Origin of the sequence: Paenibacillus sp. FSL R7-0302 (assembly GCF_038006885.1) — a bacterium.
GTDB lineage: Bacteria > Bacillota > Bacilli > Paenibacillales > Paenibacillaceae > Paenibacillus_AQ.
In genome coordinates, this window is sequence record NZ_JBBOWB010000001.1 from 1,104,059 (window position 1) to 1,122,757 (window position 18,699).

Sequence of the window (18,699 nt, forward strand, 5' to 3'; positions counted from 1 at the left end):
AATCAGAGATGGCTTATACCCGCGGTAATTTAGCAGTTCAACCCAAGAGAAAACAAGAGACCAACCCGCTCTACCGTGAGAAAAAGAAAGTTGTTACCACGCGGAGAGTGCTTCCGCTGCAGGAGAAGCTTATGTACCTGCTGACACTGGGAGCCTTTATTCTGGTAGCAGCCGCCCTGATCTGGCGTTACGTCCATATTTACGATTTGAATATGCAGGCCCAGAAGCTGGACAGCGAAATCGCCAAGAACAAAAAGCAAATTGCCACGTATCAGATGGAGAAGCAGACGCTGGAGCAGACGATTGTCCCGCGGGCGAAGGAAATGGGCTTTGTGGTCCCTTCTGAGGACTCTACTATCTATGTTCCGCTTAACAGCCAGGCTACTGACAAAGCCGGTAAATAATCAGCGATGAACGGCAATCGCAATAATAGAGGTTGTGAGGTACCTTATGGTTAAGAGAATCAAACTTCGCACGCTGTTTATAGGAGGGTGTATTACCCTCTTTTTTCTTGTTTTAGTCGCCAGAGTATTCTGGATTCAGGTTCTGCAAGGCAAGGAGTGGCAGGAGACTGCAGCTAAGCAGTGGGCCCACACTTCAACCATCAAGGCTGTCCGCGGGGTGATCGAAGACCGTAACGGCAGTGTTCTGGCAAGCGATGTGCCGGCCTACACGGTGGTGGTTAACCCTGAGGTCATTGCCGAGAAAAAGATCGGTGAAGAGGTGATTCAGGGCCTGCATGAGCTGCTGAACAAGCCGGTGGATGAGTTGAAGAAGCTGGTGGAGGCCAAGGATAAAGACGGGAAATATCTGAAGAACCGCGAGATCCGTAATGAGGGCTGGAAAATCGATGAGGAAATGAAAGATAAAGTGACGGCTTTCGTTGAGAAGCTCAAGAAGGAGCATGATACGCTGGAGACCGGAGTCGGACTCGTCAGGGAGCAGAAGCGCTATTATCCGAAGGGGTCGCTCGCTGCACATATTCTGGGATATACCGACAGGGACGGCAAAGCGATGATGGGACTGGAAAAGCTCCTGAACAAACAGCTCTCCGGTACGGACGGCAAGCTGAATTACCAGAGTGACGGCAAGGGCATCAAGCTGCCCGATTCGAAGGATACGTTCCAGCCTGTGGTCAATGGAAGCAACTACAAGCTGACGATTGACAGCACGATTCAGTTCTATATTGAAGAGGCTATGAAAAAGGCGTATGCGGAGTATAAGCCGAAGTCGATCAGTGTTATTGCTGCCGACCCGAAGACGATGGAGATTCTGGGTCTGGCAAATATGCCTACCTTTAACCCAAATGAATATTATGATCAGAATCAGGATGCAGCCGGCTTCTATAACCATGCTATTATGACGAGATTTGAACCGGGTTCAACGTTCAAGATTGTACCGCTGGCGGGTGCCGTGCAGGAGAAGCTGTTCAATCCGAATGCCACCTTCCAGTCCGGTTCCGTCCGGATTAAGGGATACAGCAAGCCTATCTATGATATGAACAGAGCCGGTTACGGAACCATTAGTTTCCTCGAAGGAGTTAAGCGGTCGAGTAACGTTGCGTTCGTCAAGCTCGGTTATGAGATGCTGGGCAAAGAGAAGCTGCTGCAGTATATTACGGATTTCGGGTTCACTGAAAAGACAGGCATTGACCTCCCGGGAGAGGTTACGGGTATTGTCAACCCTGATCCGAACAGGGCGGTAGAGAATGCAACGCTTGCCTATGGACACGGTAAGCTGCTGGTGACTCCGATTCAACAGCTTGCAGCCGTCGCGGCGATTGCGAACGGCGGCAAGCTGCTCGTGCCGCATGTGGTGAAGGAGGTTACCGATCCGAACACCGGCAAGACTACGGTCACGCAGACAGAGGTTGTACGTCAGGTACTATCCGAGGCAAGTGCCCGTGAGACAAGCAGCTATCTGGAGCAGGTAGTGGCCGATCAGCAGCACGGAACCGGCCGGCATGCCTACATTGAGGGATATCGGGTAGCAGGTAAGACAGGTACGGCGATCAAGCCGGATGGTAAGGGCGGGTATGACCGCGATAAGGTCCGCTCCTCCTTCCTCGGTTATGCACCAGCCAATGACCCTAAGATCGCAGTCTTCGTCATTATTGACGAACCTGCCGATGCGGCCGGCGGCGGTGCGGCGGCGGGTCCGGTCTTCAAAGATATCGTCTCCCAGGCGCTTCCTTATATGGGCGTACCCAAAGCGGGGGATGTCACAGGCCCTGCTGACAAGAAGACGGTGAAGGCCGAGGCTATTGTCCAGCGCAAAGCGCCGGATCTGACCGGCAAGACGGTGAAGGCGGCGAGACAACTGCTCATTAATCAGGGCTTTGATTTTGAAGCTGTAGGCCAAGGGGCAAATGTGGTCAGCCAGTACCCTGAGAAGGGCACCGCACTGACCGCCGGACAGCGCATCTATCTGTTAAGTGAGCAGGGAGAGAACGTGACGCTTCCTGATCTGCGCGGGCAGTCTCTGCGCGATGCGCTGGAGATTCTGAACCTGCTGAAGGTCGGGATCTCCATTGAGGGAGAAGGCTATGTCACAGAGCAGAGCCAGGCCAAGAGTAAAGGGAAGACGCAGGTATCACTTACGCTTAGCCCTCTCAATGAATACGGCGAGAATATACCTGTTGCCTTAGCCGGTGATGCCGATAAGGAAGAAGCTGCAGAGTAACACCCTAATAGGCTTGTTCTAACCCCTGTTTGTCCCGAATAGTCATGAAGGTAAGAGATCATGTCTATGAGTGAAAGCGGGGAGAACTCAATGAAGGTATCGAAAGTCGTTAGCCGGCGGAGAATGCTGTGGACGCTGCTGGGACTGGCCGTGTTGTTCGGCGCGCTGGCTGTGCGTCTTGCCTATGTACAGTTAACCCAAGGCGAGAAGCTGAGCGAGAGGGCCGAGGATTTATGGCGGCGGAATATCCCCTTCACCGCCAAGCGCGGCGAGATTCTGGACAGGGAGGGTGTGGCGCTGGCTTATAACATCAGCTCACCGACGATTTATGCCATTCCTGTACAGGTGAAGGAGAAGGAACAGACCGCGAAGCAGCTGGCTCCGCTGCTCGGCATGACCGAGGAGAAGCTTGTTCAGCTGCTGACCCAAAAGAAAGCCTCAGTGAAACTGCAGCCCGGCGGCCGCAAAATTACGATGGAGCTTGCCGCGAGCATCCGTAATTTGCAGCTGCCGGGCATCGTTGTCGCTGAGGATAACAAACGGTATTATCCCTTCGGGGATCTGGCCGCACATATTCTGGGCTTCACCGGAATTGACAATCAGGGGATTACCGGTATTGAGAGTATCTATGATAAGCTGCTTCAGGGGAGCGCGGGCAATATCTCCTATCTCTCCGATGCGGGAGGCCGGCTGATGCCCGGGTCCTCCGAGAAGTACACCGAGCCGCAGGATGGACTTAGCCTGCAGCTGACCATCGACAAGCAGATTCAATCTATTATGGAACGCGAGCTGGATCAGGCCATGGTGAAATATCAGGCGCAGGGGGCCTGGTCTATTGCCATGGACCCCCGCAATGGCGAGATTCTGGCGATGGCCAGCCGGCCGGGGTATGAGCCGGGGGCTTACCAGGAATACGATGCCGAGGTATATAACCGGAATCTTCCGATCTGGATGACGTATGAGCCGGGTTCCACCTTCAAGATCATCACGCTGGCTGCGGCCTTGCAGGAGGGGAAGGTGGATCTGCAGCATGAGCATTTTTTTGATCCGGGCTACATTGAGGTCGGCGGAGCCAAGCTGCGCTGCTGGAAGAAGGGCGGGCATGGAAGTCAGACCTTCCTTGAAGTGGTCGAGAACTCTTGCAACCCGGGATTTGTAGCCTTGGGACAGCGTCTGGGTAAGGATACGCTGTTCAAGTACATCCGGGATTTCGGCTTCGGGAGTAAGACGGGCATCGATCTGAACGGGGAAGCGAACGGGATTCTGTTCAAGCCGGCCCAGGTGGGCCCGGTGGAGCTGGCGACTACTGCATTCGGCCAGGGGGTATCCGTCACGCCCATCCAGCAGATTGCTGCGGTATCGGCAGCCATCAACGGCGGCAAGCTGTATACTCCGCATGTGGCCAAGGCCTGGATTAACCCGGATACCGGGAACGTTGTCTCCGAGACTGAGCCGGAGGAAGTGCGGCAGGTGATCTCGGAGGAGACCTCGAAGAAAGTGCGGGCTGCCCTTGAGAGCGTGGTTGCCAAAGGCACAGGCCGGCCGGCATTTATTGACGGCTACCGTGTGGGCGGCAAAACAGGGACAGCACAGAAAGTAATCAACGGCCGGTATTCTCCTACGGAGCACATCGTTTCCTTTATCGGCTTCGCCCCGGCGGATGATCCGCAGATCGTGGTCTATACGGCAGTCGATAACCCGAAGGGAATTCAGTTCGGGGGTGTAGTAGCCGCTCCGATTGTCCAGAATATTCTTGAGGATTCTCTTCTGTATCTGAAGGTTCCAGAGCGTAAGGATCAGCTGCCGAGAACCTATAAATACGGCGAGACCCCGATCGTGACGGTTCCTGATCTTACGGGAGCTACCGTTCAGGATATCTATGAGGATCTGAATATGAATTTCATGCTGGTCCGTTCCGGCACTGGCAATACCGTGATCAATCAGGCTCCGAAGGCCGGGGCAAGAGTGCAGCAAGGCTCCACGATCCGGATTTACATGGGAACGCCAAGTGAACCTTAAGTCGTATCATTTAAAGATTTATATAAATTGAACTTGAAAATATACAGACAGGGAAAAGTGACGGAAGGGAATTTTGGAGCTGTAGGAGCGGTAGCGTCCGCCTTTGTCACCGGATTTCTACCGCGAATAGCGGTTTGATTAAAAGAAATCTGGGGACAACAGCGGCCGGAAGCCCAAAACTTCTCTGGAGTCACGGTAATCCCATTACTGAAAAACTTACAAGTACAAATGCAGAGTGAGGGATAGGTATGTTAATTAAAGAGCTCTCTTCTTGTCTGGCTGCTTCCCGTCTATACGGGGACGGAGACATAGAAATATCAGATTTGCAGGCCGATTCACGCAAGGTGGGTCCGGGCGATTTGTTCATTTGTCTGCCCGGACATACAGTGGACGGACATGATTACGCACCTCAGGCTGCTGCCAAGGGCGCGGCTGCCCTGGTCTGCGAACGGAAGCTGGACATTGACCTGCCGCAGATCGTGGTGGATGACTGCCGGTATGCCATGTCTGTGCTGTCTAATGCCTTCTTCGGTTCACCGAGCAGCCGGATGAAGCTGATCGGCATCACCGGTACCAACGGCAAGACCACGACTACGTATCTGATTGAACGGATCATGCAGGATCATGGGGTGAAGACTGGCCTGATCGGTACAATCCAGATGCGGTATGACGGTCAGAGCTATCCGATGTCCGGTACGACTCAGGAATCGCTGGAGCTTCAGCGCAGCCTGAATCATATGGCGCTTAAGGGCGTGCAGTGCTGTGTAATGGAAGTATCCTCCCATGCCCTCCAGCAGGGCCGTGTGAAAGGGACCGACTACCGCACCGCGATCTTTACGAATCTGACCCAGGATCACCTGGATTACCACCATACGATGGAGGAGTACCGCGCAGTGAAGGGCTTGTTCTTCTCACGGCTCGGCAACGTGATCTCCCCGTGGAAGGAAGAACGCAAATATGCCGTGCTGAATGCCGACGATGAAGCCAGCGCCTATTTTGCCGCCCAGACCGCAGCGGAGGTCATTACATATGGTATCGACAGGGCTGCAAATGTCCGGGCCTCGCAAATATCGATCACCTCCAAAGGAACTTTTTTCCACGTGGAGACGTTTAAGGGTGAGACGGATATTTCGCTTCGCATGGTCGGCAAGTTCAACGTCTATAATGCGCTTGCGGCGATTACGGCTGCGCTGCTGGAGGATGTGCCGCTTGCGGACATCAAGGCCAGTCTGGAGTCGGTGTCCGGCGTGGACGGCCGAGTCGAATCGGTGGATGCCGGTCAGGATTTCGCGGTAATCGTTGACTATGCGCATACGCCGGACGGTCTGGAGAATGTGCTGAAGGCTGTTACGGAGTTTGCGCAAGGAAAGGTGCTGACTGTCTTCGGCTGCGGCGGGGACCGCGATACGACCAAACGGCCGCTCATGGGCAAAATAGCTGCCAAATACAGCGATCATGTGCTGGTCACCTCCGACAACCCGCGGACGGAGGACCCGCTGCAGATTCTGGCCGATATTGAGGCGGGCCTGCGTGAGGATGGCGTGGCGCGCGAGCGCTATGAGATGATTCCGGACCGGAGGGAAGCCATCACAAAAGCTGTTGAAATGGCAAGCCCCGGCGATGTAGTATTGATTGCGGGGAAAGGTCACGAGACCTATCAGCTGATCAAGGGAGTCGTGCATGATTTCGATGACCGCATCGTTGCCAAAGAAGTGATAAGGGGCCGAAGCTATTGATGATTAGAACATTGCATAACGTCGCGGAAATGTGCGGAGGAGAGCTGTCCTCGTCCGAAGCTAAGGATATAGAGATTAAGGGAGTCGTAACCGACTCACGCAAAATATCGCGGGACTGCCTGTTCGTCCCGCTCGTTGGAGAGAACTTCGACGGCCATCACTATGCGGCCGCTTCGCTGGCGGCAGGAGCTGCCGCTGCCCTCTGGCAGAGGGATAAGGGGCCTGCACCCGCAGGCGGCGGGATTATACTGGTAGAGGACACTTTAGAAGCATTGCAGAAGCTGTCCTCCGCCTATTTGGCTGAGGTGGTCCCCCAGGTGGTTGCCGTAACGGGAAGCAACGGCAAGACGACGACCAAGGATATGATTACGGCACTGCTGGAAGTGCAGTACAAGGTACACAAGACCCAAGGGAACTTCAACAATCATATCGGCCTGCCGCTTACGATTCTCTCCATGGACAGCGATGTTGAGATCGCTGTGCTGGAGATGGGCATGAGCTCACGGGGAGAGATTGCCCTCTTGTCTCTGCTCGCTTCTCCTGACGTAGCGGTAATTACCAATGTCGGCGAATCCCATCTGCTCCAGCTTGGCTCCCGCAAGGAGATTGCCAGAGCTAAGCTGGAGATTGTGGACGGACTTCAGCCAGGCGGGCTGCTGATCTATAACGGGGATGAGCCGCTGCTTGCCGAGGTTCTGGCAGAGCCAGGCTTCCGCACGCCTGAAGGGCTGCTAACCTTCCGCTTCGGGCAGTCGGCTGACAATGATGATTATCCGACCGGCCTGATGACGCACAGCGGGGGAATGACCTTCACCTCGCTGCAGCATGGGGAGCGGGCCTTCACCCTTCCGCTGCCGGGGCAGCATAATGTAATTAATGCGCTCGCTGCGCTTGCAGTGGCGCGTCATTATAAGGTGACGGGTGAGAATATAGCAGAAGGACTAAGCGGCCTCAAGCTGACCGGTATGCGGATTGAGGTTATTCAGGCGGCAAGCGGGCTGGTGCTCTTGAATGATGCCTATAATGCCAGTCCTACATCCATGAGAGCGGCGATTGATGTGCTGCAGTCCATGAAATGCAGCGGCCGCAGAATCGCGGTCCTGGGGGACATGCTGGAACTCGGGCCGGAGGAGCTTCAGTTCCACCGGCAGATCGGCAGCTATATCGATCCGGAGCTGACGGATGACGTATTCACCTTCGGCCCGCTGTCGGCGCAGCTTGCGGCGGCGGCCTCGGAGCGGTTTGAGGCCGGGCATATCTATGCTTTTACAGATAAAGAAGCCTTGATCGATGCCTTGAACGCGAAGTGCGGCAATGACGATGTTGTGTTGTTCAAAGCATCCAGAGGGATGCGGCTGGAAGAAGTGCTACAGCGCTTGAAAGAACATTCTGAAGCGAATGCTAACTAAAGGAGGGGTGTACCCATGGATTATCAATTACTTCTGCTGACTATTGCTGTGTCCTTTATCCTTGCGGTCATTGCCGCTCCGCTGATCATACCGCTGCTGCGCCGGCTTAAGCTGGGACAGCAGGTTCGTGACGACGGGCCCCAGACCCATCTGAAGAAGGCGGGAACCCCTACCATGGGCGGCGTAATTATCATGGTCGCGTTCACGCTGTCTTTTCTGAAATTCTCGGTCATTAATTCCGACTTCTATGTACTGTTGGCTGCTACGCTGGGCTATGGACTCATTGGTTTCCTGGATGATTATATCAAAATTGTGTTCAAGCGCTCCCTCGGGCTTACGGCCCGCCAGAAGCTGCTGGGCCAGCTGCTGGTCGGCGTCGTGCTCAGTGTTCTGCTGATCTCTTCCGGGCATCATACGAATATCAGCGTTCCGGGAACCTCCTTCAGCTTCGACTGGGGCCCCTGGTTCTATTATCCGTTCATTGTGCTGATGATGATGGCGGTCACGAATGCCGTTAACTTCACGGACGGTGTGGATGGTCTGTTGTCAGGCGTAAGCGCAATTGCGCTCGCTGCCTTCGCGGTGGTAGCCATGCAGGCAACCTCGATTGCCGCTGGTGTCTGTGCCGCTGCGATGATTGGCGCAGTGCTTGGCTTTCTCGTATTCAATGCCCATCCTGCCAAGGTGTTCATGGGCGATTTCGGCTCCTTCGGGATCGGCGGGGCAATTGGCGCGATTGCTATTGTCACCAAGACCGAGCTGCTCTTTGTGGTGATTGGCGGAGTCTTCGTGGTTGAAATGCTGTCCGTAATTATTCAGGTCGCTTCGTTTAAGACGCGCGGCAAACGGGTATTCAGAATGAGCCCGATCCATCATCACTTTGAGCTGGGCGGCTGGTCGGAGTGGCGTGTAGTCGTCTCCTTCTGGGCGGTGAGCCTCGTGCTGGCGGCAGCTGGACTATATCTCATCAAGGGGTTGTAACGAATGAAACATCCGGATCTGTACCGTGGTCAAGAGGTGGTCGTCCTGGGGCTCGCCAAAAGCGGCGTCCAGGTGGCCAAGGTGCTGCATGAACACGGCGCTGTGGTGACGGTCAATGATAAAAAGGAAAGAGATCAGAGTCCCGAAGCTTCCGAACTGGAATCTTTGGGAATTTCTGTTCTATGCGGCGGGCATCCGGAGAGCCTGATCCACGAGGGTGTGCAGCTGGTTGTCAAGAATCCGGGGATTCCGTATTCGGTCGCTCCGGTGCAGCAGGCGCTGGAGCTGGGGATTGAGGTGGTGACCGAGGTAGAGGTAGCTTATCATCTCTGCGCTGCCCCGATGATCGGCATCACCGGTTCCAACGGCAAGACCACTACAACGACCTGGGTGGGCCATATGCTGGAGGCAGCAGGGATGCGCCCCATTGTGGCCGGGAACATAGGAACGCCGCTCTCTCAGGCCGCACAGGAGGCTGACGCGGACAACTGGATGGTGGTCGAGCTAAGCAGCTTCCAGCTGAAGGGCACCGAAGCATTCCGGCCCAGAATCGCTGCCTTGCTGAATGTGGCGGAGACCCACCTGGACTACCATGGAGGCATGGAGGATTATGTAGCCTCCAAGTCGAAGCTGTTCGCCAATCAGGGACCGGAGGATACCGCTGTGCTGAACTGGGATGATCCGGTCTGCCGCGAGCTGGTACCCTATCTGAAGGCGGGCATTCTGCCCTTCTCCATGAACGAGGAGCTGGTGCAGGGCATCTTCGTCCGCCCGTCCTACGTGGCGGATACGGCAGACGAGCTGAAGCGGGTCATTATCTGCCGCGATTACACCGGGAACGAGACCGAAATAGCCGATGTTGATTCTATCGGACTTCCCGGCCGTTTCAATGTGGGGAATGCGCTGGCTGCCTGCGGCATTGCCATTGCCGCAGGAGCGGACCCGGCGGTGCTGGGTCCGGTGCTGGCTTCCTTCCGCGGGGTGGAGCACAGGCTGGAGTATGTAACAGACAAGGCAGGTGCCGCCTATTATAACAATTCCAAGGCTACCAATTCCAAAGCTACCTCCATGGCGCTGGCCTCCTTCCGGAAGCCGGTCATTCTGATCGCCGGGGGTCTGGACCGCGGCTCGGATTATATGGAGCTGCTGCCTGTCCTCGGAGAGAATGTCAAAGCCCTGGTGGCGCTTGGACAGACCCGGGACAAGCTGGCGGCTGTAGCCCGGCTGGCAGGAGTAAAGACGGTCATCTCCGTCGATAATGGGGAGAGTGCCGCTGCCGTGCTGGAGCAGGCTGTGCGGGAGGCTTCCGCCCTGGCGGAAGCGGGGGATGTAGTTCTTCTGTCCCCTGCCTGTGCCAGCTGGGATATGTTTACCTCCTATGAGGAGCGCGGGCGTATTTTTAAAGAGGCGGTGCATAACCTTTAAGTAGGGGGGTGGATAAGCCCCTACTACGGATGCAAGAGGTGTGCTCCTGATGAACAAATCCCGTCATGCGCCCGATATCTGGCTGCTGCTTCCGATACTGGCTTTACTGGCTATCGGTATGGTAATGGTATACAGTGCCGGGTCCGTTCTGGGCTTCCGCAATTATGGCGATTCGTTTTATTTTGTCAAAAGACAGATGCTGTTCGCAGGCCTAGGCCTCATCGCGATGTTCATTACGGCGAACACCGATTATCTGGTGCTGAAAAGGTTCGCCCGGCCGCTCCTGCTGGTGTGCTTCGCCCTGCTGGTGCTGGTGCTGATTCCCGGCATCGGCGTGGTTCGCGGAGGTGCGCGCAGCTGGCTCGGCATCAGCTCCTTCGGCATTCAGCCCTCGGAATTCATGAAAATGGGGATGATCCTCTTCCTGGCCAAGTGGCTTGGAACCGAGGAGTATGACATCTCCAGCTTCATGCGCGGGCTGCTTCCGCCGCTTGCGCTGATCGGCTCCGCGTTCGCATTGATTATGCTGCAGCCGGATCTCGGCACAGGCACTGTCATGTTCGGTGCGGCTATGATGATGGTCTTCACTGCGGGGGCGCGGATGAAGCATCTGCTCTCCCTTGGTGCGCTGGGACTGGCCGGGTTCGCCGGACTCATTGCCGCTGCACCCTACCGGCTGCAGCGGATCACCGCCTTCCTGGACCCGTGGTCCGATCCGCTGGGCGCGGGTTATCAGATCATTCAGTCGCTCTACGCGGTGGGTCCCGGCGGGCTGGGCGGACTGGGCTTCGGGATGAGCCGGCAAAAATACAGCTATGTCCCGGAGCCGCAGACTGATTTTATTTTCTCCATCTTGGCCGAGGAGCTGGGATTCATCGGAGGGCTGGCCGTGCTGCTGCTGTTCCTGTTGCTGATCTGGCGCGGAATGAAGGTAGCCATGAGCCTGCCGGATCGCTTCGGCAGCTATCTTGCCGTAGGAATCGTCTGTATGGTGGCGGTTCAGGTCGTCATCAACATCGGTGTGGTAATCGGCCTGATTCCGGTAACCGGCATCACGCTTCCGCTCATCAGCTATGGCGGCTCATCGCTCACCCTGATGCTCACAGCTCTTGGCATTCTGCTTAATTTATCCCGTTATGCGAGGTGAAAGACATGCGTATTGTACTTAGCGGCGGCGGCACAGGAGGACATATCTATCCTGCCGTTGCCGTAGCCAGACAACTGGAATCCGAAGATGCGGATTCTGTCTTCCTGTATATAGGAGGCAAGCGAGGTCTGGAGAGCAAGCTGGTTCCCCAGGAGAATCTGCCTTTCCAGTCCATTGATATTACAGGCTTCCGCCGCAAGCTGTCGATGGATAATGTGAAGACGGTCATGCGGTTCCTGAAGGGGGTCAAAGCCTCCAAAGCCATGCTGCGCGAGTTCAAGCCTGATGTAGTTGTCGGCACCGGGGGGTATGTCTGCGGACCTGTGGTGTATGCAGCCTCCCGGCTCGGTATCCCGACGCTGATCCATGAACAGAATGCGATTCCGGGACTGACCAACCGCTTTCTCAGCCGGTATGCCAGCACGGTCGCGGTGAGCTTTGAAGGCACAGAGCCTGCTTTTCCCGGGGCCAAGAATGTAATCTATACGGGCAATCCCCGGGCCACTACGGTCATGACGGCTAATCCGCAGCGAGGCTTCGCTTCACTCGGTATCCCCGAAGGAAGCACTGTGGTGCTGGTTGTCGGAGGAAGCGGAGGAGCCAAGGCGATTAACCGTGCCATGATTGAAATGGCACCCTTTGTGGGTAAGGGTAATGGTGTTCACTATGTATATGTCACCGGAGAGTCTTACTTCGAGGATACCCGCAAAGCGGTACGCGAGCAGCTGGGCGGTATTCCGAACTGGCTGCATGTCCTCCCTTACGTTCACAATATGCCTGAGGTGCTGGCCTGCACTTCCCTGATCGTGAACCGGGCAGGCGCCTCTTTTCTCGCAGAGATTACCGCGCTTGGCATACCCTCTGTCCTCATTCCATCTCCCAATGTAACGAACAATCATCAGGAAGCCAACGCCAGAGCGCTGGAAGGTGAAGGTGCGGCAGTGGTACTGCTGGAGAAGGACTTAAGCGGCGAGGCGCTGTTCACAGCGGTTCAGAAGATCATCGGAGCGGATACGCTGCGTCACAGCATGTCGGAGGCCTCTAGACGCCTCGGCAAAAGAGATTCCGCCTCCCTGGTTGTCAGCGAGCTCCGCAGGCTGGCCGCAGGACGGGAACGCTAGAATCCGGGCTGACATTGTCACACACACGGAGCTCCGAACATAGGATGATCCTATAATCGTGACAATCACCCAGAGCGCTTCTTAATGTCTGAGATTCGGAAACGGAGTTCGTTCCGGCCGATTCTGCAGGACCGTGGTGCAGGAAGTGCTTACGGTGGGTGAGCGGTAATCTCGGAGGTGATACATTGGACAAATTGGTGATTGAGGGTGGAAACCCCCTGTCAGGCACCATACGTATCCATGGAGCAAAAAATGCGGCACTGCCCATTCTGGCAGCCAGCCTGCTGGCCGAAGGAGTTCACTCACTGCATAATGTGCCGAAGCTGCTGGACATCGAAACGATGCTGCATATTCTGCAGCGGCTGGGCTGCAGGACAGTACATGAAGAGGAGACGGTCACCGTCGATACATCCTTTCTCCTGACCTCTCATGTTCCGGAGGACCTGATGCGGCAGATGAGATCCTCCATATTCCTGATGGGCCCGCTTTTGGCCAAGTTCGGGGAAGTGACGATCTATCAGCCGGGGGGCTGTGCCATCGGGGAGCGCAAGATTGACCTCCACCTGCAGGGCCTGAAGCTGCTCGGGGCAGAGATTGAGGAGTCCGGCGGCCGGATCTGCTGCCGGGCTGCCAGCTTGAGAGGCTGTGATATCCATCTGGATTATCCCAGCGTGGGCGCCACGGAGAATATCATGATGGCCGCCGCCATGGCCGAGGGCACGACCACCGTCTCCGGGGCAGCGAGAGAGCCGGAAATCCAGGACCTGCAGAACTTCCTCAATGCGATGGGGGCACAGATTATCGGCGCAGGGACGGATACGATCACCATTCAGGGTGTCCGCAAGCTCCATGCCTGCAGCTATGAGGTGATCCCCGACCGGATTGTTGCCGGAACCGTGATGATTGCCGCCGCCGCCACGCGGGGCAATGTGACGCTGACACACACCAATGCAGGACATTTGACCTCCCTGATCCACATCCTGAGGCGCGCCGGTGTTCAAATTACAGTGTGCAATGATATAATTAATATCAGCTGTATGGGACGTCCCCGTGCGGTTGAGCGAATTGTTACCTCTCCGTATCCGTCCTTTCCTACGGACCTGCAGTCTCAGGTTATGGTTCTATTGTCCCTGGCAGAAGGATTCAGTGTGATTAAGGAAACGGTCTTCGAAGGGCGCTTCAAGCATGTGGAGGAGATGGCCCGGATGGGAGCCGATATCTCCATTGATCTGAACAGGGCCTTCATACGCGGCGTTCAGAGGTTGTACGGGGCAACGGTTGAGGCTACTGACCTGCGGGCAGGAGCAGCCCTTGTAATCGCCGGGCTGGCTGCTCAGGGAACGACTATTGTTGAGCAGGCGCATCATATTGACCGGGGATACGACGGCATTGAGTTACTGTTTCAGAAGCTGGGAGCACGCATTAGCCGCAAGGTGCCTGTGCCTGACCCGCTGGATTTGGCCAATTAAAGCTCCCTGTCTCCTTCGGCGTAGCCGTGAGGAAGGAGACAGGGCCTTATTACGGAGATTATGAGAATGCCAAAAACGCGAATACCTCTTTTGAAAGAGGACAAGCCTAGCAAGAGAAAAAACCGTAAAATCATCATTATCCTGGCACTGCTGTTCACTGCGCTGCTGGCTGTAATCTTCTTCCGTTCGTCGATCAGCAAGATTACAGCCATTGAAATGCAGGGGGATAAATATACGTCCCGCGAGCAGCTGCTGGCTGCAAGCGGTCTGAAGATCGGAGGACAGTTCTTCGCAGTCTCCGGAGATACTGTGGGGAAGGCGCTGGAGGAGCTGAAGACGGTTCAGGAGGCGCAAGTGAGCAAGAGGTTCCCCGGTGTGGTTACGATCACTGTGAAGGAGTACCCGGCGGTTGCCTATGAGCTGGACCAGGCAGGCGTGCTGGAGGCTATACTGTCGAGCGGGACCGCAGTCTCTGTGACGGATACCGGAATTGCCGTGGAGAAGCCGATACTGACCAACTGGAAGGCTGACGATCCTTATAAGACCAAGCTGTGCCAGGCGCTGGCCGAAATTCCAAATGAGCTGACCAGTGATATATCGGAGATCGTGCCTTCCCCGACGTTATCTTTTCCTGACCGGATCAAGCTCTATACACGTTCACGTTTTGAGGTTATTACGGCCATTTCCCTGCTGAAGAATAAAGTAGGCTATTTGAATCAGGTGATTCAGACGGAGGAGCCGGGACTGATCAAAATGCTGGAGGCGGATTCCTATGTTCCGTTCCATACCGAAGCCGGGGACAACGGGGAAGACGCAGAGACACAAGAGTAAATAGTCCCTACTAATAGAGCGGAATAAATGCTACAATCTGTTTTACGGGCAATAAGCAATATCCCTCTTTTTTCTGCGGATTTTTTGAGATATATAGCCGTTGTTCTCTTGTTTTCCTTGTTTGAATGTCAGGTGCTGATCCCGCTAAGCGGAGGGCGCCTGCCTGCACGTGAATACCTTGTCATATTATTCCTCTCAAAAAATTTGTTGAAAAAAGAGGGAAAGGATTAGGGATGTTGAATATGTACAGAGATGTTTCCCGCGACCGGGATCAAAGACATGTTTATTATGATTATAACAGGAGGTGCCATAGGGCTTGAGCAACAATGACATCATTGTTAGTTTGGACATCGGTACATCCAAAGTTCGGGCAATAATCGGGGAAGTTACTAGTGGAACCTTCAATATTATTGGCGTTGGATCTGCTGATTCGGAAGGGATACGCAAGGGTGCGATTGTAGACATCGATCAGACTGTGCAATCGATCAGGAGTGCCGTAGAGCATGCGGAGCAAATGGTCGGTATTCAAATATCCGAGGTGTATGTCGGCATTTCCGGCAACCATATCGGCCTGCAATCCAGCCATGGCGTAGTTGCCGTTCAGAATGAGGACCGTGAGATCGGCGAAGATGACATCGACCGCGTAATCAAGGCAGCGGAGGTCATTGCACTCCCGCCTGAACGCGAGGTCATTGATGTTGTCGCCAAGCAGTATATCGTAGACGGCCTTGAAGGCATTCAGGACCCGCGCGGAATGATCGGCGTCCGCCTGGAAGTGGAGGCCACGATCATTACCGGTGCCAAGACCCCCATACATAATCTGCTCCGCTGCGTGGAGAAATCAGGTCTTAAGGTTAAAGATCTTGTCCTTATGTCTCTCGGGGCTGGCGGATTAGCGCTCTCCAAAGATGAGAAATCGATGGGGGCTGTACTGGTGGATATAGGTGCCGGACAAGCCACGATAGCCGTATATGAAGAAGGTTCCCTTAGTGCAACCTCCACGATTCCGATCGGTGGAGAATTCATAACCAATGATATTGCGTACGGACTTCGGACACTTACCGACCAGGCCGAGAAGGTCAAGCTGAAATACGGCTGTGCCTGGATCGACGATGCCGCTTCGGAGGTCGTTTTCAAGGTCCTGCGTATCGGCAGCAATGTAGAGAAGGAATTCAACCAGGAAGATCTGGCGGCGATTATCGAGCCGAGAGTCCAGGAAATCTTCCACCTGATCCGCCAGGAAGTGAAGCGGCTTGGTTATACGGAGCTCCCGGGAGGTTATATACTTACGGGTGGTACAGTTTCGATGCCTGGGGTGCTTAAGGTGGCCCAGAACGAGCTGGCAGCCTCCGTACGGATCGCTGTTCCGGATTATATTGGAGTACGCGACCCCGGCTTCACGGGCGGCGTAGGCATCCTTCATAATGTGGTACGTAACTACCGCGGACGGAGCAGCGGCGGAAGTGCCAACAAGAAGACCGTTAACCGCAGCAAGCAGAGCGCAGCGCCGGTTCAGGATTCTTCCAAGAAGCCGGGTCTGGTGGAACGACTAAAGAATATGTTTAGCGAGTTCATATAAGTGTAATCCAGATATACTTGGACTGGCCATCCAAGCACTACTCGAGGGGGAGATGGAAACAATATGTTGGAATTTGATTTTGAAATGGAGAGTTTGGCGCAAATAAAAGTCATCGGCGTCGGCGGCGGCGGAAGCAACGCTGTGAACCGGATGATTGAAAATGGCGTTCAGGGTGTTGAGTTCATCACGGTTAATACAGACGCCCAAGCGCTGCATATGGCCAAATCGGAGCATAAATTACAAATCGGGGATAAATTGACCCGCGGACTTGGCGCAGGAGCGAATCCTGAGGTCGGCAAAAAGGCGGCAGAGGAATCCCGCGATCTGATCTCGAATACGCTGAAGGGCGCGGATATGGTCTTCGTTACCGCAGGCATGGGCGGCGGTACCGGAACAGGCGCAGCGCCTGTCATTGCCGAAATCGCCAGAGAATGCGGAGCATTGACGGTAGGCGTCGTGACCCGCCCGTTCACTTTTGAAGGCAGAAAACGTGCCAACCAGGCAGAGCTCGGAATCGAAGCGCTCAAGGAAAAGGTTGATACGCTGATTGTGATTCCGAATGACCGCCTCCTGGAAATTGTGGATAAGAAGACTCCAATGCTCGAAGCCTTCCGTGAAGCGGACAATGTACTCCGTCAGGCGGTACAAGGCATCTCCGACCTTATTCAGGTTCCCGGCCTGATCAACCTTGACTTTGCCGATGTGAAGACGATTATGACGGAGCGCGGTTCAGCGCTTATGGGCATCGGGATTGCCACCGGTGAGAACCGTGCATCTGAGGCGGCCCGCAAGGCGATTATGAGCCCGCTGCTTGAAACCTCCATTGAAGGTGCACGCGGCGTCATTATGAACATTACAGGCGGCTCTAACCTCTCCCTGTACGAAGTGAATGAAGCTGCCGAGATTGTTACCTCTGCTTCGGACCCTGAAGTGAATATGATCTTCGGTGCCATTATCGAAGAGAGCATGAAGGACGAGATCAAGGTTACGGTTATTGCGACCGGTTTTGAACACAAGCCTTCTCCCATAGCACCTGTACGCCGTCCTGCGGCAAACAGCGAACCCGCTGCTGATAATAAGAGCAAGAGTGAGAATCTTCGTCCGTTCGGGAATCAGACAAGCTCTGATCAGCTGGATATTCCGACCTTCCTGCGCAACCGGACACGCGGCAATAATGATTAAGAGCCATCAATAGCGATTATAGCTTAGACTGTTACGGAAGCACCGTATCACGCAGCTTTGAACTGCGGGGTATGGTGTTTTTTTGCTTTTCAGGCTGTATAATAACGTTAACGGGAGACGATACCATGGAAATGCTGGACCCCCGGGTGGATTTTGTATTTAAGCGGATATTTGCAAGCGAGGGCAACAAGGATGTACTGCTCGCTTTTCTGAACCAGATATTCTTGGATGCGGGCGATCTTCCGCTGGAGGAAGTGGTGCTGCTCAATCCCTATACGGATAAGGATGATCCGCTGGATAAGCAATCGATATTTGACATTTGGGCGAAGTCTGTAGACGGCAAGCTGATTAATATTGAGATGCAGCTGTTTAACAAATATGATATTGAGAAACGGACCTTGTATTACTGGAGCAAAAGGTATGCGGGCCAGCTTCAGGTGAGCGGCAAATATATAGACCTCAAGAAATGTGTGACCATCAATATTCTGAATTATAAGGTACTCCCTAATGAACATACACACAGTGTATTTCATTTGCGGGAGGACAGCAGCGGAGCGCCGCTGACAGATGATATCGAGATTCATTTCCTGGAGCTGCCCAAGCTGAACCAGCCGGCTAAGCCCGGCGAGGGCGGCCTTGTGAACTGGCTGCTGTTCTTGAAAGGGATTGACTACTCTGATTGGGAGGTGCTGCAAATGAACGAGCCAGCCTTGAAGAAGGCGATGGAGACACTGGAATTTCTGAGTCAGGATTCAGAAGCCCGCCGTAAATATGAGGACCGCCAGAAGATTCTGATGGACGAAGCTTCACAGCGTGATGGTGCGCTTAGGGAAGGCTTCGCCAAGGGAGTGGCGGAAGGTGCAGCGGCAGGTGAGTTAGAAGCCAAACGGGTTATAGCAAAGAATCTCCTGTCTATGGGAATGGATTATCCTTCAGTGCAGAAGGCCACCGGACTCTCCGAAGAAGAGTTGGAATCTATCAACAATTAAATCCGGCACGAATGAAGCCAGCCGCTTAAGGCTGGCTTTTGTTGTGCGCTGAAGTTCCTCTCAAGGCCTATAACTCGACAAAAAAACTGCAAGAACGCCCCCCATGTTTAGACAGACTTTGGATGCGGG

The 18,699-nt window shown here is 54.6% G+C and carries 14 protein-coding genes; all 14 read left to right on the top strand.

Annotation, left to right across the window (positions count from 1 at the left end):
* Positions 1-8: 8 nt before the first annotated feature.
* The 14 genes from MKY96_RS04770 (at position 9) to MKY96_RS04835 (ending at position 18,570) form a co-directional block, all read left to right on the top strand.
* On the top strand, positions 9-404 hold the full coding sequence (locus MKY96_RS04770) for a hypothetical protein (RefSeq protein WP_340938894.1): 396 nt from the start codon (positions 9-11) through the stop codon (positions 402-404).
* A 46-nt stretch (positions 405-450) separates the two neighbouring features.
* Positions 451-2,682: a penicillin-binding transpeptidase domain-containing protein gene (locus tag MKY96_RS04775; RefSeq protein ID WP_340938895.1), complete on the top strand. Its 2,232-nt coding sequence runs from the start codon at positions 451-453 to the stop codon at positions 2,680-2,682.
* Between the two features lie 90 nt (positions 2,683-2,772).
* Positions 2,773-4,701: a stage V sporulation protein D gene (locus MKY96_RS04780; RefSeq protein WP_036724385.1), complete on the top strand. Its 1,929-nt coding sequence runs from the start codon at positions 2,773-2,775 to the stop codon at positions 4,699-4,701.
* Between the two features lie 248 nt (positions 4,702-4,949).
* Entirely contained in the window at positions 4,950-6,437 is a 1,488-nt protein-coding gene (locus tag MKY96_RS04785; RefSeq protein WP_340938897.1) for a UDP-N-acetylmuramoyl-L-alanyl-D-glutamate--2,6-diaminopimelate ligase, read from the top strand.
* A complete protein-coding gene (locus tag MKY96_RS04790; protein WP_340938898.1) occupies positions 6,437-7,846 on the top strand; it encodes a UDP-N-acetylmuramoyl-tripeptide--D-alanyl-D-alanine ligase in 1,410 nt (469 codons plus the stop codon). Before MKY96_RS04785 ends, MKY96_RS04790 begins: the two co-directional genes overlap by 1 nt.
* Before the next feature lie 15 nt (positions 7,847-7,861).
* Positions 7,862-8,827 carry a phospho-N-acetylmuramoyl-pentapeptide-transferase gene (mraY, locus tag MKY96_RS04795; RefSeq protein WP_340938899.1) on the top strand — a complete coding sequence of 322 codons (966 nt, stop codon included), beginning with the start codon at positions 7,862-7,864 and terminating at the stop codon, positions 8,825-8,827.
* Positions 8,828-8,830: 3 nt separating this feature from the next.
* On the top strand, positions 8,831-10,252 hold the full coding sequence (gene murD, locus MKY96_RS04800) for a UDP-N-acetylmuramoyl-L-alanine--D-glutamate ligase (RefSeq protein ID WP_340938900.1): 1,422 nt from the start codon (positions 8,831-8,833) through the stop codon (positions 10,250-10,252).
* Between the two features lie 49 nt (positions 10,253-10,301).
* Complete coding sequence (spoVE, locus tag MKY96_RS04805; RefSeq protein ID WP_036724276.1) at positions 10,302-11,399, top strand: stage V sporulation protein E; 1,098 nt, start codon at positions 10,302-10,304, stop codon at positions 11,397-11,399.
* A gap of 5 nt (positions 11,400-11,404) precedes the next feature.
* On the top strand, positions 11,405-12,520 hold the full coding sequence (murG, locus tag MKY96_RS04810; RefSeq protein ID WP_340938901.1) for an undecaprenyldiphospho-muramoylpentapeptide beta-N-acetylglucosaminyltransferase: 1,116 nt from the start codon (positions 11,405-11,407) through the stop codon (positions 12,518-12,520).
* Between the two features lie 185 nt (positions 12,521-12,705).
* Positions 12,706-13,989 carry a UDP-N-acetylglucosamine 1-carboxyvinyltransferase gene (murA, locus tag MKY96_RS04815; protein WP_340938902.1) on the top strand — a complete coding sequence of 428 codons (1,284 nt, stop codon included), beginning with the start codon at positions 12,706-12,708 and terminating at the stop codon, positions 13,987-13,989.
* Positions 13,990-14,055: 66 nt separating this feature from the next.
* A complete protein-coding gene (locus tag MKY96_RS04820) occupies positions 14,056-14,820 on the top strand; it encodes a cell division protein FtsQ/DivIB (RefSeq protein WP_340938903.1) in 765 nt (254 codons plus the stop codon).
* 316 nt (positions 14,821-15,136) lie between these two features.
* Complete coding sequence (gene ftsA / locus MKY96_RS04825; protein WP_036690197.1) at positions 15,137-16,399, top strand: cell division protein FtsA; 1,263 nt, start codon at positions 15,137-15,139, stop codon at positions 16,397-16,399.
* Between the two features lie 63 nt (positions 16,400-16,462).
* Positions 16,463-17,581 (top strand): cell division protein FtsZ, encoded by a 1,119-nt coding sequence (gene ftsZ / locus MKY96_RS04830; protein ID WP_036690196.1) that lies wholly within the window; start codon positions 16,463-16,465, stop codon positions 17,579-17,581.
* A gap of 125 nt (positions 17,582-17,706) precedes the next feature.
* Entirely contained in the window at positions 17,707-18,570 is an 864-nt protein-coding gene (locus MKY96_RS04835) for an Rpn family recombination-promoting nuclease/putative transposase (RefSeq protein ID WP_340938905.1), read from the top strand.
* The last annotated feature ends 129 nt before the right edge of the window (positions 18,571-18,699 follow it).

Bases quoted from the DNA above. Each gene is read 5' to 3' on its own strand.
- MKY96_RS04770 (WP_340938894.1), top strand. From the start codon at position 9: ATGGCTTATACCCGCGGTAATTTAGCAGTTCAACCCAAGAGAAAACAA.
- MKY96_RS04775 (WP_340938895.1), top strand. From the start codon at position 451: ATGGTTAAGAGAATCAAACTTCGCACGCTGTTTATAGGAGGGTGTATT.
- MKY96_RS04780 (WP_036724385.1), top strand. From the start codon at position 2,773: ATGAAGGTATCGAAAGTCGTTAGCCGGCGGAGAATGCTGTGGACGCTG.
- MKY96_RS04785 (WP_340938897.1), top strand. From the start codon at position 4,950: ATGTTAATTAAAGAGCTCTCTTCTTGTCTGGCTGCTTCCCGTCTATAC.
- MKY96_RS04790 (WP_340938898.1), top strand. From the start codon at position 6,437: ATGATTAGAACATTGCATAACGTCGCGGAAATGTGCGGAGGAGAGCTG.
- mraY (WP_340938899.1), top strand. From the start codon at position 7,862: ATGGATTATCAATTACTTCTGCTGACTATTGCTGTGTCCTTTATCCTT.
- murD (WP_340938900.1), top strand. From the start codon at position 8,831: ATGAAACATCCGGATCTGTACCGTGGTCAAGAGGTGGTCGTCCTGGGG.
- spoVE (WP_036724276.1), top strand. From the start codon at position 10,302: ATGAACAAATCCCGTCATGCGCCCGATATCTGGCTGCTGCTTCCGATA.
- murG (WP_340938901.1), top strand. From the start codon at position 11,405: ATGCGTATTGTACTTAGCGGCGGCGGCACAGGAGGACATATCTATCCT.
- MKY96_RS04820 (WP_340938903.1), top strand. From the start codon at position 14,056: ATGCCAAAAACGCGAATACCTCTTTTGAAAGAGGACAAGCCTAGCAAG.
- ftsZ (WP_036690196.1), top strand. From the start codon at position 16,463: ATGTTGGAATTTGATTTTGAAATGGAGAGTTTGGCGCAAATAAAAGTC.
- MKY96_RS04835 (WP_340938905.1), top strand. From the start codon at position 17,707: ATGGAAATGCTGGACCCCCGGGTGGATTTTGTATTTAAGCGGATATTT.